The following is a 15,557-nucleotide window of genomic DNA, read 5'->3' as shown; positions in this document are numbered from 1 at the left end:
CCTTCTAGCCTTTTCTAAGGTTTGGAGAAAGCTGGTGGACGCAGGCCTCTCCTGCTTGTGAAGCCTGCCATTTTAGGATTGCCTTACGACATGACAGCTTTGCGCAATCTCATCACCGACGTCGCGGGCCTTCGGGTCGGCAATGCCCATGACGAAGCCCTCGCCTCAGGCGTCACGGCCGTGCTCTTCGACGAACCGGCCATCGCCTCCTATGCCGTCAATGGCGGAGCGCCCGGCACGCGAGACACGGACCTTCTGGAGCCGGACAAGGTTGTCCCCGGCGTCAATGCCATCGTGCTCTCTGGCGGCTCGGCCTTTGGCCTCGACGCGGCAGGCGGTGTGCAGGGATATCTGCGGGAGAAGGGCATCGGCTTTGCCGTGGGGCCTGCCCTCGTGCCTCTCGTGCCGCAGGCAATCACCTTCGACCTGCTCAATGGCGGCGACAAGGAATGGGGGCGGTATCCCCCCTATCGCGAGCTGGGCTACGAGGCCGCCAAGGCGGCAGGCCTCGGCTTCGCCCTCGGCACGGCAGGCGGCGGCTATGGAGCCACCACGGTCGATCTCAAGGGAGGCCTCGGCTCTGCGAGCGCGGTGACGAGTGCCGGCCATACGGTCGGAGCCCTCGTCATCGTCAATGCCCTCGCCTCCACTCTGATTGGGGATGGTCCGCATTTCTGGGCGGGAGCCTACGAGGAAGGCAATGAGTTCGGCGGCCTCGGCTTCCCCGCTCGGATCACGCCTGAGATGCGCAAGCTCAACTGGAAAGGCCGTGCGCAGGATACGGCCCCTCCCATCTCCACCACCATCGCGCTGATCGCGACGGATGCCGTACTGACGAAGGCTCAGGCCAAGCGGCTTGCCGTCATCTCCCATGACGGCCATGCCAAGGGCCTTCGCTTCGCCCACGCCCTCTATGACGGCGACACGATCTTCAGCGCGGCGACGGGCAGGAAGCCCCTGACGAACCAGGATGCGGATTTCATCGAGATCGGCGCGCTCGCCGCCGATTGCCTGGCGCGCGCCATCGCGCGCGGTGTCTATGAGGCGATTGCCCTGCCCTTCGCGGGTGCGCAACCGGCGTGGCGGGATCGCTTTGGCAAGGACCGTTAGAACGAGAGCGCAGCCGACCTGCCACTGAAGCTGTATTCCGGGTCGTCTCCGAGCCGATGCAGGAAGCTCGCCATACGAGCCTCTAGCCTGTTTTGCGTGTGGCCCAGAGTGCGGTCGAGAGTGGCCTGAACATTCTCGGTCGAAGCCAGAAGCGCCGCGGCGAGGCGTGGAGAAGTACCCGCAATCCGCCGCGCCCAACGATGAGCCTCACCGGCATTGATGGCAAAGCGCGTCCTTACCAGATCCATGAGCCGGTGCTCGGACTCGGCGGGCCGGATCATCAGCAACGTACTGTCAAAGCCGAACAGATCTTGAGCCGTTCCACGCATCGGAATCAGGTAAGCGACCGCCGGTCCGTGCTCCTCGGTGGCTGGGAGGGAAATCGGACCGCGCAACTGATCGAACAGGCCAGCCGTGATCCGCTCCAGGTTCTCGCACAAATTGCGTTGAGCGTTTTCGTTCGTGAAGACAACGCGATCGCCGGCTCTCACATTCACCTGGGAAAGCCTTGTCTCCATGGCTTGATTGCAGGCCAGAAGACGGCCGCTCCGAGCAAGCACCGCAGCGGGAACATCCATGAACTGGAGCGCCGCAACCGTCGAACGAGCCTGCCGCACCGCAAGATTCGAGAACAGTAAGGAGGCGCGTGCGAGGTGAGAACGGAGGAGATTGAGCCGCGCCTTGCCTTCGGGATTCAACGTTCCCTCCTCATGGCGCCGCTCGAAGCGCATGCAGACGAGACCGCCGCTGGGGATCTTCATGATGGCGCCGGCAGACCATCCGCCGCCGCGCGGACGATGGAAGTCCCGGTACATGGGAATGGAATCGACTTCGCCGGGCCTGAAAATATCGTGCTCGTCGAAGAACTGCAGGCGCTTGCGCTGGAGACCGCGCATGATCCAGGGATTTTCCTGATACCAGCCGTCTTCATACCATTCGGTCAAAACGGGCCTGTAGTAATCCGTGGCCAGCCAGGATCGCCCGCCTCGCCCGTCGGCGGCGGCGATAAAGCCTCCCTCGGCTCCCGCAAGAACTGAAATCTGGTCGAGAACCTGAGGCCAGCGCTCATGAATGACCGCAGCTTCATAGATGTCGCTGACCAGCGACCGGTTGCCCCCGAGCATTGATGCCACCCCTTAATATTAGGGTAGATCATAAACATTATACCTCTTCATTCAAGCAGCTTCCCCTCCAAACGAATAGGATAGCTGTCTTGTGAAGTGTGCTCTGGAACCGTTGGGAGGGACCGTCTTAGAAGCGTTCCACCCGATAAGGCTTCGGATCGACCACGGTGTGCTGCTCGCCCGTGATCATCTCAGCGAGCAAGCGTCCGGTCACGGGACCGAGGGTCAGGCCGTGATGGGCGTGGCCGAAGCCAAACCACAGGTTCTTGTGGCGTGGAGCCTTGCCGATGATCGGCATCATGTCCGGCGTGCAGGGGCGCATGCCCATCCAGGGATGAGGATCGACCCGCTCGCCGAGGGGGAAGAAATCCTTGGCGATGGGCTCGGCCCGCTGGAGCTGGACCGGGCTCCTGGGCGCATCGCGATTGGCGAATTCCGCGCCCGTGGTCAGGCGGATGCCCTTGGACATGGGAGCCAGGAAGTAGCCGCGGTCGAAATCGAGGGTCGGCTTATTGAGCACTGCATTGCCTTCCGGCTTGTAGTGCATGTGGTAACCGCGCTTGACCGCGAGCGGCAGGTTGTAGCCCAAGCGTTTCGTGACGACGTCGGCCCAGGGGCCGAGCGCCACGACGACTTCGCGGGCCTCGACCGGGCCGTTCTCGGTCTGCACGCGCCAGCCGGTGGAGGTTTCCTCAAGCGTCTTGGCATCGCCAGCCGCCAGTTCACCGCCGAGGCGCTCGAACAGGCCCACATAGCCCATGGTGAGCAGGTGCGGATCGGATACGGAGGCAGGATCGGTCCAATGGATACCACCCTTGGTCTCCACCTTCAGATGGGGCTCGCTCTCGGCCACGCCCTTGGTGTCGAGGGCGTTGAAATTCACGCCGAAATCGCGCTTCACGGCCTCGGCATCGCGGAACTGCGCGTCGCGGGTCTTCTCGTCTCGGAACACCTTCAGCCAGCCGGTCGGACGGATCAGGCCCGTGGAACCTGATTCCTCGGCCAGAGCCATATGCTCAGTCACCGAGTTCTCGATCAGCGGCGCATACATCCGCGCGATCGCCTTGTGCTGGGCCGGACGGGAATGCATCCAGTACTGCCACAGGAACGGCGCCAGCTTCGGGATCGCGGACCAATGGTAATGGGCGTCGATGGTGTTGTTCAGGGCGTAACGCAGAAGAGCGCCGAAATCGTGCGGGAAGCCATAAGGATAGACGCCTTCGCGCTGGATCAGGCCCGCATTGCCGAACGAGGTTTCCTCGCCGGGCTTGCGCTTGTCGATCAGGAGAACCGAACGGCCGCGCTTCTGCAAATGCACGGCAATCGACACACCGACGATGCCGGCGCCGAGAACAATCACATCCTTACGCATGAAATCCTGCCCTGTGTTCTTGTTGCTCCCCGGAGAGAGCGGGCCCTGCCCCTTTTTCAGAGCGAGTCTTACTCCCGTTCCGTTGGGGCCGTCCATGTCTTTCGCGCGACCAAAACGCCTCTCCCCAACCAAGTGGTCTTAGAATGGTTCATCGCGGCGCAAAGGACCGTTGCCGCCACGGCAAGCCCGTGCTACCGGCCCTTTTCATGACACGCCCCCTGCTCATCGCCCCCTCCATTCTCGCTTCCGACTTCTCCAAGCTCGGCGAGGAAATCCGCGCCGTCGACGCCGCCGGCGCTGACTGGATCCATATCGACGTGATGGACGGCCATTTCGTGCCCAACATCACCATGGGCCCGGACATCGTGAAGGCGATCCGCCCGCACACGAAGAAGATCTTCGACGTGCATCTGATGATCGCCCCGGTGGATCCCTATCTCGAAGCCTTCGCCAAGGCGGGCGCGGATATCATCAGCATCCATGCGGAAGCAGGCCCTCACCTGCACCGCTCGCTCCAGACCATCCGCAAGCTCGGCAAGAAAGCAGGCATCGTGCTCAATCCGGGCACCCATGAGGCTTCCATCGAGCCGGTCCTGGACGATGTGGACCTGATCCTTCTGATGACGGTCAATCCCGGCTTCGGTGGACAGGCCTTCATCCCCTCGGTCTGCCCCAAGCTGCGGCGGATCAAGGAGATGGTGGGCGACCGCGACATCGACATCGAGATCGATGGCGGCGTGACCGCCGAAACGGCCCCTCTCGTGGCCGAAGCGGGCGCCAACGTGCTGGTCGCCGGCTCCGCGACCTTCAAGGGCGGCCCCGCCGCTTACGCTGCGAACATGGCGGCCATTCGCGAGGCTGCCGAGAAGGCGCGTTGAGATCGACGGGCTATCGTGCTACCGCGCGGGGCATATCCCCCGCGTGGAAGTGAAAAGCGATGATCCCTCGTTACAGCCGTCCCGAGATGGTGGCCATCTGGTCGCCGGAAACCAAGTTCCGCATCTGGTTCGAGATCGAGGCTCACGCCACGACGGCGCTGGCCAATCTCGGCGTCGTGCCGAAGGAAGCCGCCGAGATCGTCTGGGAGAAGGGTTCCAAGGCGACCTTCGACGTGGAGCGCATCGATTCCATCGAGCGCGAGGTCAAGCACGACGTCATCGCCTTCCTCACGCATCTGGCCGAGATCGTCGGCCCAGAGGCCCGCTTCGTCCACCAGGGTATGACCTCCTCGGACGTGCTCGACACCACCTTCAACGTCCAGCTCGCCCGCGCCACGGACATCCTGCTGCGCGACATGGACGAGCTGCTCGCCGCCATCAAGCGCCGCGCCATCGAGCACAAGATGACGCCGACCATCGGCCGCTCGCACGGCATCCATGCTGAGCCCACCACCTTTGGCCTCAAGCTTGCCCAGGCCTATGCCGAGTTCGAGCGCTGCAAGATCCGCCTCATCGAAGCCCAGCGTGAGATTTCCACCTGCGCGATCTCCGGCGCGGTCGGTACCTTCGCCAATATCGACCCGAGCGTGGAAGAATACGTGGCCGAGCAGATGGGCCTCCAGGTCGAGCCCGTCTCGACGCAGGTCATCCCCCGCGACCGCCACGCCATGTATTTCGCGACGCTCGGCGTCATCGCCTCCTCCATCGAGCGCCTGGCGACGGAAGTGCGCCACCTGCAGCGCAGCGAAGTGCTGGAGGCGGAAGAATTCTTCTCGGCGGGCCAGAAGGGCTCCTCGGCCATGCCGCACAAGCGCAACCCGGTTCTGACCGAAAACCTCACCGGCCTCGCCCGCATGGTCCGCGCTTATGCCATGCCCGCCATGGAGAACGTGGCCCTGTGGCACGAGCGGGATATCTCCCACTCCTCCGTCGAGCGCATGATCGGCCCGGACGCCACCGTGACCCTCGACTTCGCGCTGGCGCGCCTCACGAATGTCATCGACAAGCTCGTGGTCTATCCTGAGAACATGCAGAAGAACCTGGACCGCCTCGGCGGCCTCGTTCACTCGCAGCGCGTTCTGTTGGCGCTGACCCAGAAGGGCGCCTCCCGCGAGGACGCCTATCGCCTGGTCCAGCGCAACGCCATGCCGGTCTGGCGCGGCGAAGGCGACTTCCTCACACTACTCAAGAACGATGCCGATGTGGCGAAGTACCTGAAGCCGGAGGAAATCGAGGTCTGCTTCGACCTCGGCTACCACTTCAAGCATGTGGATACGATCTTCACGCGGGTCTTCGGTTCCGCAGGAGCATAGCTCCTAGACTGGACATTTTTGCCTAGCGCCCAAAATCCCTGTGCCGGAGATCAACGGCACGGGGATTTTTGTCCATGCTGTCAGAGAAGATCCTCGCCGCCGCCTTCACGCGCGCCGTGAAGCGGGGCACCCTCACGATGAAGACCGCCAAGGGCCAGACCCTCACCTTCGGCGATGGCGGGCTCCCGGAAGTCGCGATCCGGTTCACGGACACGGCGGCCCAGACGGCCCTTTGCCTCCACCCCGAACTGAAGCTCGGCGAGCTGTTCACGGATGGCAGGCTCGTGATCGAGAAGGGTGACATCCTCGGCCTGTTTCAGCTTCTGCTGCAGGACACGCGCGGCGAACTCAACGAGCTTCCCCTCCATCGCCTGCGCAAGATCCGCAATTGGCTGACCAAGCGCGGCGAGAACGATGCCAATCGCTCGAAGCAGAACGTGGCTCACCATTACGATCTCGACGGGCGGCTCTATTCGCTCTTCCTCGACAGCGACAAGCAATATTCCTGCGCCTATTTCGATCATCCCGACGCGACACTTGAAGAGGCGCAGGCCGCCAAGAAACGGCACATCGCGGCAAAGCTCATGGTGGATCGCGGCCACAGCGTTCTCGACATCGGCTCCGGCTGGGGCGGCATGGGGCTTTATCTGGCGCAAGCGGCGGGCGCAGGCTCCGTGAAGGGCGTGACCCTGTCGGAAGAACAGCTCGAAGTATCCCGCAAGCGGGCTGCAACCGCGGGGCTGAATGAGCGCGTGAAATTCGAGCTCGAAGATTATCGCGCCACGACCGGCAGCTTCGACCGCATCGTGTCGGTGGGCATGTTCGAGCATGTAGGCTTGGCGTCCTACGACGAGTATTTTCAGACCTCACATCGTCTTCTCAAGGACGATGGCGTGATGCTCCTGCACACCATTGGGCGATCAGGCACGCCCTATCCGGTCAATGCCTGGATTGCCCGTTACATCTTCCCCGGCGGGCATCTTCCGGTTTTGTCCGAGATAATGCCTGCCATCGAACGCGCAGGCTTGGTAGTGACGGATATCGAAATCCTGCGCCTGCATTACGCCTACACGCTCAAGGCCTGGCGCGAGCGCTTCCTGGCCCAGCGTGAGGAAGTGCTCAAGCTCTATGACGAGCGCTTCTGCCGGATGTGGGAATGCTACCTCGCCATGTCGGAATCCGCCTTCCGCTGGCAGGATGCGGTGGTGTTCCAGCTCCAGCTCGCCAAGCGCAACGACGTGGTGCCTTTGACCCGCGACTATATCGCCGAGCGCGAAGCAGCATTGAAGCAGGCCGAGACATTGGAGTTCAAGCGCAGCGCCTGATCGGTCAGACCGGATCGGGATGTCCATCCAAACGCATCTGGAACAGGAAGTAAGTTGGCGAGCAATAGCCCCAATCCTTCCTGATCTCCGATGAATCCGGCAGATTGTCCGGCAGTGCCTGACAGGCGTAATCCTCGCGGCAGTAGCGATCCTTTCCACAGACCTGCCGGTTCTGCCGCACGATGCTTTCATCGAGGCAGGATGTGAAATCGCCCGTGGCGGCGCATTGATCGAAAGCGGCTCCTCCACCCATGCCGCAGATTTCGTCCGGCACAGCGCCGTTCTTGAAACGGTCGAAGAGAAGATCGTGAGGCGAGCAGCGCCTGTAGTTCAAACCGCCCGGAACACCGAGGCGAGGCTCCAGGCAAAGATGCTTCGTCGAAGCGAGCCCCCCACTTGCACCGCGATCCTGGCTTATCGAGAGACCGTCGTTGTAGGGCTTCTGCGCATTCTTGATCCGCCCCGACAAGCAGGCGAGCCCTGCGCTGATATTGATGCGCCGCTCCGGCACGCATTGCCCGAACTCCACCGCCATGCGGTCGTTCTCCGCAATCGACGCGCAGACCGTGCCTCCCCGACAGTTCCAGGGCGAGCCCAAATGAGACGCGGAGGATGAGACGATGCACGCATTCGCGAGGTTAGCCGGTTGATAGGAAGGCTCGCCCCTCGTCCAATTGGCGCTCGGCGCTGCGGAGAGAGGGCGGAAGCGGTTTGGCTCACGCCCCGAAGACAAGGCCGCGATATAGGCCTCCCTACGCTTCGTCTCCGCGAAGTAATGCGGCGACGTTCCCTGCTTGACGCGGTTGTGCTGCAAGGCCCGGTCATCATCGAGACCGAAGAAATGGAATCCCGCCGTCGCACCCGATTGATGGCAGCCCGTGCAGCTTCCGTTGTCGAGACGTGCAAGCACGCCTTCTGCCGAGCGGACGAGCCTTGTCCGTTGCAGCGGCAAGCGCCCGAGCTCGCTGGGAGTGAGCAGGTCCGAGAACGGTTGATTGGCGATGCGCGCGCTGCCGAAGGTCGAGTAGCTCAGTGCCTTCGTTGCGAGGAATTTCTCCGGGATCTGATAGACGCCGAGATCGATCGCCGGAATGTTCGCCTTGATATACGCAATCAGCTCCTTGCGCAGGGCATCGTCCTGCTTGATGCGCTCGAGATCTGGCGTGTTTTCGAGTGTATGAGGAACGAGATCAAGCTTGCCGTCGGTGACGACAGGCTTGAAGATCCGCATGAGATAGATCGCCTGCCCTCCAAGCTCCGTCTCCATTTCGGAAGGAAGACGCACGACTTGCGCATTCACTTCGATCTGCTTGAGGCGCAAGCGCTTTCGGTCGAGCAGGCCCGCCATCAGCCAGTCCAAAAACTCTTCGTTGCGCGTGAAATCGCGTTCCGGCACAGCGACTCTCGCGGCTTGCGCACAGCTCTGGAATGCGGAGCGCGGACGCTCGTATACGACGTTCAAATTGAACGGCATGCGTGAGGCCGAGGGCGTGGCAGCACCGGCTATTCGCGAGAGCCAGCCAGCCCTCATGCGATAGCTCAGACGATAGATGAGGCGCACCTCGCCGCAGCTCTCCTGGGGTCTCGTGACCTCGGCGAAGTCCTGCCTGTCCTGACGATTGACGATGCCCACGAGCCGGAACTGCGCATAAGGCGAGCGCAGCCAATCGAGATTGAGCACCCGGCCTGCATTCCACCGCACATCCCGGTGCAGCTCCCGGCCATTCGCCTTCATCTCGGCTTGCAGGGCCTCGACATCGCGGGACAGATGTCCGCGCATCGCCTGGAAGGCAGGGCTCAGGTCGGACAGGCCTTCCGTCGTCCAGGCCTCGGGCTTGTCCAGCACGTGGCCGAAGCGAAAGTCTCTGCGCTCGATTACGGACAGCAGGGTCGGGTCTTGGACGTCGACCAGCACCTGCCCCTTCCGAGGAAGCAAGGGCTCAGCGGCCTGAGAGACCGGAGACCCTATCAACAGAAGCAGTCCAAGGATCAGCGAAGGAATAAGTCGGGGCAGCATCCCTGCAGCTCTCACTTTGAAACCAAGCAGCCCTGCTCAGGAAAGCGGTCATCGTGCAACGTTGTTCATTTGCAATACAGAAAGCTGTGCGGTTGCACCAGCCGGAACGGATCGAATTGAGGCGGGACGCTTGAAGATACCCCTCCGGACAGCTACCTCCGGATCATGAAAACCTCCGATTGCGACATCCTCATCGTTCCCGGCTACACGAATTCGGGCCCCGACCATTGGCAGAGCCGTTGGGAGCGCCAGCTCTCGACAGCCTGGCGGGTCGAGCAGGAAAACTGGGACGCGCCTAACAAGGATGCCTGGATCGCGCGCATCGCCGAGGACGTGAAGCGCGCCAAGAAGCCTGTCGTGCTGGTTGGGCACAGCCTCGGCGTCCTCGCCATCGTCCATGCCGCGCCATTGCTCTCTAAGGACAAGGTGCGGGGCGCCTTCCTGGTCAGCATGCCCGATGTGGAGCAGCCCGACTTCATCCCCGCCATCGACCGCGCCTTCGCGCCGATCCCGCGCGATCCTCTGCCCTTCCCTTCGGTTCTCGTCGCCAGCCGCACGGACCCGCATTGCGCTTATGAGAAGGCCGAGGACATCGCGTATTCCTGGGGCTCCGCCATCGTCGATGCCGGTGATGCCGGGCACCTGAACACGGAAAGCGGCCACGGTCCCTGGCCGGAAGGTCTCATGCGTTTTGCAGGGTTCCTGAAACGCCTGGGCTAGCTCTCGCCACAGTGGATTATGTGGGCCCCCTGATTTTGCTCCCTCCGACCTCATCCTGAGGAGCCGCGAAGCGGCGTCTCGAAGGAGGATCCAGAGCATGCTGAAACATCCTTCGAGACGGCCTTGCAGGCCCCCTCAGGATGAGAGTGGCGTGTTTTTGGCGGAATAGCCGTGAGTTAACGCCCTTTAATCCCACATGACGAAAAGTTCATGCGGCAGTCATCCGGCCGAGAGCAGGATGGGAGCAATCTCTCATCATCGGTGTTCAAGGAGGATACCCGTATGAAGAAAAAGATTGCCACCCTCGCGACTGCGGCAGCCATGATGGTCGGAATCGGCACCTATGCCTTCGCTCAGGCCCAGGCTCCCGCCCCCACCACGCCTCCGGCCGCGCAGGATCAGCAACAGCCCCGCCCTCGCATGTCGCAGGATGACTTCAACCGCTTCGTCGATGCTCGCATTGCAGGCATCAAGGCCGGCCTGAAGCTCTCGGGCGATCAGGAAAGGCTTTGGGGGCCGGTGGAAACCGCCATCCGCAACGCCGCCAATCAGCGCTATACGCGCATGACTCAGTTCCGCGAGAACCGCGAGCAGCGCCGTTCGCAGGACTTCATGCAGCGTTTCGAACAGCGCAGCACCATGCAGACCGAGCGCGCTCAGACTTCTGCAGCCATCGCAACGGCTCTGCGTCCGCTCTGGAACACGTTCAACGAAGACCAGAAGCGCGTCGCTCCGCGCCTCATGCGTCAGGCCATGAATGATGGCATGGGCTGGCGTGAACGTGGCGGACGTCACGGTCATCATGGCCGCCGGGCCGAGATGCGCCAGCACGGCATGATGGGTCAGGGCGGAACAGGTCCTGCCCCACAGCAGCAGTAATCGCCAAACAAAAAGGCCGCCCAATCGGGCGGCCTTTTCAGTTTTATATCGCAGCTATTAGCGCGAATAGAACTCGATCACGAGGTTCGGTTCCATCTGCACCGGATACGGCACCTCAGAGAGGGTCGGGATGCGGGTGAAACGAGCCGTCATCTTGGAGTGATCGACTTCGATGTAGTCCGGAACGTCACGCTCGGCGAGCTGCGACGCAACGACTACGACTTCGAGCTGCTTGGACTTGTCCTTCACCTCGATCACATCGCCAGCCTTCACGAGATAGCTCGGAATGTTCACGCGGCGGCCGTTGACCTTCACGTGACCGTGGTTGACGAACTGACGAGCGGCGAAGGGGGTCGAAACGAACTTCGCGCGATACACGATGGCATCGAGACGGCGCTCGAGCAGACCGACCAGGTTCTCACCGGAATCGCCCTTCTGACGAATGGCTTCCGCGTAGTAGCGGCGGAACTGCTTCTCGGTGATGTTGGCGTAGTAGCCCTTCAGCTTCTGCTTGGCGCGGAGCTGAGTGCCGAAGTCGGACATCTTGCCCTTGCGGCGCTGGCCGTGCTGGCCGGGGCCGTATTCGCGGCGGTTCACGGGGCTCTTCGGGCGGCCCCAGATATTCTGACCCATACGACGGTCAAGCTTGTGCTTGGCCTGAATGCGCTTCGACATCGCTGTTCCTCTTTGTTGTCGAATTTGCGAGGAACGCGCCCTCCTCTTCCCCCAAGGTTCTCTAGAGGGACGACAGGCCGACCAGAAGCCGGGCCACGGGAGCGTAAAAAGTTACGCGGCCCAGGAGGACCGCGCGACTGGGTGGGATGTATGGGAAAACGAGGGAGAAGTCAATCAAGCTCCCAAGGCAGTCATCCCGGACGAAGCGCAGCAAAGATCCGGGATCGCGAGACGAGAATGGCGCCTCATCCTGATGACGATCCCGGGTTCTGCTCCGCAGCCCCGGGATGACGCTTAAACTATCCCTGAAGAAGCGGCATATCCTCTATTAGGACTGCGGGCAAACCCTTGGCCGTCAAGGCTTCGCGGAAGGCTGAGGTGATCCCCGCCCCGCTCGTGAAGACCGCAATCGCCTCGTTCTCGTCGGCCTCGTGCCCCGGAACGGGCGGGCCGATGAGCTGGGTCACCCGGCGGGCGATGGCCGGTGCCGGGTCGATCCAGGTGACGGGCCAGGGCGCGAGCTTCTGGAAACGGGGCAGTAGCAGCGGGTAATGGGTGCAGCTCAGGGCCACCACGTCGGTGCGTCCACCCTCGCCTTCGACGAAGCATGGGAGCAGCTCGTCGAGCAGCTCCGCGTCCGAGACCGGGTTTCCGGCCAGCTCCGCCTCGGCAAAGCCTGCGAGACGGCGCGAGCCCACTAGATTGACACGGCAGCCGCCCGCATAGGTATCGATGAGGTCGCGGGTGTAATCCCGCGCCACCGTGCCGGGGGTGGCGAGCACGGTCACATAACCGGTCTTGGTCGCCAGGGCTGCCGGCTTGATGGCGGGAACGGTGCCCACGAAGGGAACAGAGAACCGCTCGCGCAGGGGCGGCAGCACGGCGGTCGAAGCCGTATTGCAGGCGATCACCACGAGTTGCGGATCATAAAGGCCGATCAAGCGCTCCATGACGGCGAGAACCCGGGCGGTCAGCGCCTCCTGGCTCAACCGCCCATAAGGAAAACCGGCATCGTCGCCCGCATAGACGAAGCGTGCATCGGGGCGCGCTTTCAGCACCTCGGAGAAGACCGTAAGGCCGCCGAGGCCGGAATCGAAGACGAGGATCGTGGGAACGGGAGACGGCATGACAGCCGGGTTATAGGACGCTCCGGCAAGAAGATCGATACGCATCAGCGCACCTATTATGAACGCAACTGCTTGATGAAGCTGTTCAGTCCGCCCTCTTTGGTCTCGGTGGGAGCAAGATTGATCTTGCGCCGGGGGCCCTGCTCGTCCTGTTTCTCCTGGCCTTCCACCTTCGGCGTCTGGGCCGAGAGGCGGCGCACCGGCCAGCCGTCGCTCCAATTGCCCATGTCGATGAACTTGGGGTCTCGTGAGAGCACAGAAGCATCCTTGCCGGCGAAGGCCACCTCCGCCGCCATCTCGAAGCTCTTCCAATAGGCGAGATAGTCGAGGGTGTCGGTGCCGTTATTGCCGAGTTGCTGGGTCAGGATGCTTTGCGGACCCGACAACGACATGTCGGCGCTCCATTTCCAGGTGTTCTTTACCTTGGGATCCTTCGGCGGGTCCGGCTGGAGCTTGATGGCGGAGGCATCGTAGTCGGCCTTGGGCGAGCCAGGCGAAGCCAGGTTCGCGGTCAGCGCCGGATAGCCGTGATCGTCGGAGCTGGCGCGCATGAACAGCTTGCGGGTGATCGGCACGCTGCTCGTGGCCTCGAAGAGACGGCGGGAGGCACGGTCGATGGGCAGATGTTCGCGGTCGCCGCTCATGGCGATGATGAGGGTCGAAGGATCGACCGTCGAGAGATCGCGCAGCATGATGCCGCGCTCCTTCTCGTTCGATGCGATGCCGCCGGGCATGAAGCCGAAGACGAGCTTCGGCGTCGCGCCGCCCTTCGCATTCGCCGCCACGTTGAGGGCAATCGGCATGCCTGCGGAATGGCCGATATAGGCCACGCGGTTCAGATCCGGCTTCGCCTTCTGGTCGCTGTTCAATTGCGACAGGGCATCGTTGAGCAGGGTTTCCGCCAGGAGCGAGGCATCGGCGGGGCGGGAGCGGTTCACTTCCTGGAAGCGCGGGAAGATGACGAGATAGCCCTTGCGCGCCAGGTGATCGATGAAGCCGCCATAGAGGGCCGGATTCACGGCTCCCCAGGAATGAAAGAACACGACGACCGGGCGGCCTGCCGCAGGCTCGTCGTTGCCATAGAAAACATAGGAACCCGAGCTGACGGTACCGATGCCGGTCTTGATCACCTCGGCGATCTTGTAGTCGGCCGCGCCTGGCCCCTTCTCCGGCCGCTGCGGCGGCGAGGCCGCGAAAACCGCAGGCGCGGCGAGGCACGAACCGAGGAGAGCAAGGGCAGTCAGCGAGCGGCGCATGGCGATCTCAGATCAAGGTGTTCGGATGCAGGGCGCATCCGGAAACACTAGAGCAGAAGATCTTTAAGGCTTTCTCAACCGGCGTCCTTCCGCCAGTGCGCGAATCGCCCCACGCAGGGTGCGCACGTCCTGCTCCGTCATCTCGAGACGGTGAAAAATGTCCCGCATATTGCGAGTCATGGTCGGTTTCTTGTCTTCCGGATAGAAATTCACCGCTTCCAGCTCGTCTTCGAGATAGTCGAAGAAAGAAGTAACCATCTCGCGAGATGCCGGCGGCGAAATCCTCTCGCCGGAAAACGGCAGCACTCCGCCGGTGGCGAGCTTGTACCATTCATAGGAGACGAGCAGCACCGCCTGCGCCAGGTTCAGGGACGAGAATTTGGGATCGACCGGGAAGGTGATGATGGCATCCGCCAGCGAAACCTCGTCGTTCTCAAGGCCCGTCCGCTCGCGCCCGAACATGATGCCGATGCGCTGGCCTTCCGCGCCTCGCCTGTGAGTTTCCGCCATCGCCTCATCCGGCCCGAAGACCCGCTTCATCTGCCCCCGCTCCCGCGCCGTGGTGGCGAAGACGAAGTTGAGATCGGCAATGGCCTCCCGCGCGGTGTCGTAGAGGGTCGCACCTTCCAGCACATGCACTGCGCCGGAAGCCGCCGAATGCGCGCCCTTCCTCGGCCAGCCGTCGCGCGGGGCGACGATGCGCAGTTCCGAGAGGCCGAAGTTGGCCATGGCGCGGGCCACCATGCCGATATTTTCGGCCAGTTGGGGTTCCACGAGGATAATGATAGGAAGTTGCATAGGAACCCTTTACAGGTCTTCAGGTCGATGAATCAAATCGAACAAGGTTCGAGCGGAAGCAAGATGCCGTCGAGGCTCTCTGTTCCCATGGCGGACATCCTAGCGATCTACGTCTTACCGCTCGCATGCTTTGGCGCCGATTTCGCGATCGGGGGCATTGTCGTCAGCACCTATCCGCTCTCGATCTGGGTTTTTGCGTCATCCGGCATAGCCGCATTCGCGCTCTCCCGTCATGTCACGGCGCCGGGAAGTCAGGCGATTGTCAGATCCGCCCTCCGCACATCAGGGATCGGCGCCGTCGTCATTGGAGTTTTGCTTCTACCCTTATCGATGATGGCGATTCTTCTCGCTGGCCTTGGGCTCCTAGGCTTCATTCCGTTCTTCACGGGCTATCGGCTCATTCACCGGGCAGGTCAAATGCAGAAAGGAACATGGACGCGGGGAATAATCGGTGCTTTGGCTATCCTGCTGCCGGCATTCGGAGTGCTGACTGTCGAAGTCCTGGGCGAATATCGGCGCAGACAGGACCTTCTGTCGGGAGATGCGGAAAGAGTTCTCCGCGCAATGTCACAAACGGCAACCTATACCCCGAGCGACGTCCTCACCGAATCCAGAACTCCGATGGCCCATATGGTCTGCAGCAATCTCGATGCCCTTCCTCTCCATATTCCTGACGTGGAAGCTGCGGCGCGAGAGGCCACCGGCATTCACGGTGAGCCTTTGAGCGACGATTGTCCTGCCATTCTGAACGACTGATCCTCATTGCAGCGAGAGACGTGCCATCCAATCCAGTCTGCGAGCATGGGCATAAAGAATCTGATCGGCGGAGAGAGCGCAACGCCCATCGCCTGAACCGCCACATTGATTTCTGAATCAAGCTTCACAGATGGCATGTCAGCATCA

Annotated in this window: 14 protein-coding genes; 7 read left to right on the top strand and 7 right to left on the bottom strand. The window is 62.2% G+C overall.

Annotated features, from left to right (window positions below; all coding sequences use genetic code 11):
* The first annotated feature begins 99 nt into the window (after window positions 1-99).
* The gene (locus tag MJ639_RS13570; RefSeq protein WP_243373911.1) at window positions 100-1,110 is read left to right on the top strand and encodes a P1 family peptidase; all 1,011 of its coding nucleotides are present in this window, start codon (window positions 100-102) and stop codon (window positions 1,108-1,110) included.
* On the opposite strand, the gene MJ639_RS13565 is transcribed toward MJ639_RS13570, so the two are convergent.
* The gene (locus MJ639_RS13565; protein ID WP_243373748.1) at window positions 1,107-2,234 is read right to left on the bottom strand and encodes a hypothetical protein; all 1,128 of its coding nucleotides are present in this window, start codon (window positions 2,232-2,234) and stop codon (window positions 1,107-1,109) included. The two genes, MJ639_RS13570 and MJ639_RS13565, sit on opposite strands and share 4 nt — an antisense overlap.
* 127 nt (window positions 2,235-2,361) lie before the next feature.
* Complete coding sequence (locus MJ639_RS13560) at window positions 2,362-3,606, bottom strand: NAD(P)/FAD-dependent oxidoreductase (RefSeq protein ID WP_243373745.1); 1,245 nt, start codon at window positions 3,604-3,606, stop codon at window positions 2,362-2,364.
* A 206-nt stretch (window positions 3,607-3,812) separates the two neighbouring features.
* On the opposite strand from MJ639_RS13560, the gene rpe reads away from it, so the two are divergent.
* The 3 genes from rpe to MJ639_RS13545 all read left to right on the top strand — a co-directional run bounded on the left by rpe (window position 3,813) and on the right by MJ639_RS13545 (window position 7,182).
* Complete coding sequence (rpe, locus tag MJ639_RS13555; protein ID WP_243373909.1) at window positions 3,813-4,484, top strand: ribulose-phosphate 3-epimerase; 672 nt, start codon at window positions 3,813-3,815, stop codon at window positions 4,482-4,484.
* Between the two features lie 59 nt (window positions 4,485-4,543).
* A complete protein-coding gene (gene purB, locus MJ639_RS13550) occupies window positions 4,544-5,857 on the top strand; it encodes an adenylosuccinate lyase (protein ID WP_243373743.1) in 1,314 nt (437 codons plus the stop codon).
* 74 nt (window positions 5,858-5,931) lie between these two features.
* Complete coding sequence (locus MJ639_RS13545; protein WP_243373735.1) at window positions 5,932-7,182, top strand: cyclopropane fatty acid synthase; 1,251 nt, start codon at window positions 5,932-5,934, stop codon at window positions 7,180-7,182.
* A 4-nt stretch (window positions 7,183-7,186) separates the two neighbouring features.
* Here MJ639_RS13545 and MJ639_RS13540 read toward each other — a convergent pair whose 3' ends face one another.
* The gene (locus MJ639_RS13540; RefSeq protein WP_243373733.1) at window positions 7,187-9,097 is read right to left on the bottom strand and encodes a hypothetical protein; all 1,911 of its coding nucleotides are present in this window, start codon (window positions 9,095-9,097) and stop codon (window positions 7,187-7,189) included.
* Window positions 9,098-9,364: 267 nt separating this feature from the next.
* On the opposite strand from MJ639_RS13540, the gene MJ639_RS13535 reads away from it, so the two are divergent.
* Window positions 9,365-9,919: an RBBP9/YdeN family alpha/beta hydrolase gene (locus tag MJ639_RS13535; protein WP_243373731.1), complete on the top strand. Its 555-nt coding sequence runs from the start codon at window positions 9,365-9,367 to the stop codon at window positions 9,917-9,919.
* Between the two features lie 282 nt (window positions 9,920-10,201).
* Window positions 10,202-10,798 carry a Spy/CpxP family protein refolding chaperone gene (locus MJ639_RS13530; protein WP_243373722.1) on the top strand — a complete coding sequence of 199 codons (597 nt, stop codon included), beginning with the start codon at window positions 10,202-10,204 and terminating at the stop codon, window positions 10,796-10,798.
* Between the two features lie 57 nt (window positions 10,799-10,855).
* On the opposite strand, the gene rpsD is transcribed toward MJ639_RS13530, so the two are convergent.
* From rpsD to MJ639_RS13510, 4 genes are all read right to left on the bottom strand, one after another.
* Window positions 10,856-11,473 carry a 30S ribosomal protein S4 gene (rpsD, locus tag MJ639_RS13525; protein WP_243373720.1) on the bottom strand — a complete coding sequence of 206 codons (618 nt, stop codon included), beginning with the start codon at window positions 11,471-11,473 and terminating at the stop codon, window positions 10,856-10,858.
* Window positions 11,474-11,772: 299 nt separating this feature from the next.
* A complete protein-coding gene (gene murI, locus MJ639_RS13520; protein ID WP_243373710.1) occupies window positions 11,773-12,645 on the bottom strand; it encodes a glutamate racemase in 873 nt (290 codons plus the stop codon).
* Window positions 12,646-12,656: 11 nt separating this feature from the next.
* Entirely contained in the window at window positions 12,657-13,856 is a 1,200-nt protein-coding gene (locus MJ639_RS13515; RefSeq protein WP_243373703.1) for an alpha/beta hydrolase, read from the bottom strand.
* A gap of 63 nt (window positions 13,857-13,919) precedes the next feature.
* Window positions 13,920-14,654: an RNA methyltransferase gene (locus MJ639_RS13510; protein WP_243373701.1), complete on the bottom strand. Its 735-nt coding sequence runs from the start codon at window positions 14,652-14,654 to the stop codon at window positions 13,920-13,922.
* Between the two features lie 27 nt (window positions 14,655-14,681).
* Between MJ639_RS13510 and MJ639_RS13505 the strand changes: the two genes are divergently transcribed.
* Complete coding sequence (locus MJ639_RS13505) at window positions 14,682-15,410, top strand: hypothetical protein (protein WP_243373699.1); 729 nt, start codon at window positions 14,682-14,684, stop codon at window positions 15,408-15,410.
* The last annotated feature ends 147 nt before the right edge of the window (window positions 15,411-15,557 follow it).

Origin of the sequence: Microvirga solisilvae, assembly GCF_022808595.1 — a bacterium.
In the GTDB taxonomy this organism is placed as follows: Bacteria; Pseudomonadota; Alphaproteobacteria; order Rhizobiales; family Beijerinckiaceae; genus Microvirga; species Microvirga solisilvae.
This window is presented reverse-complemented; position numbering and strand designations above follow the sequence as displayed.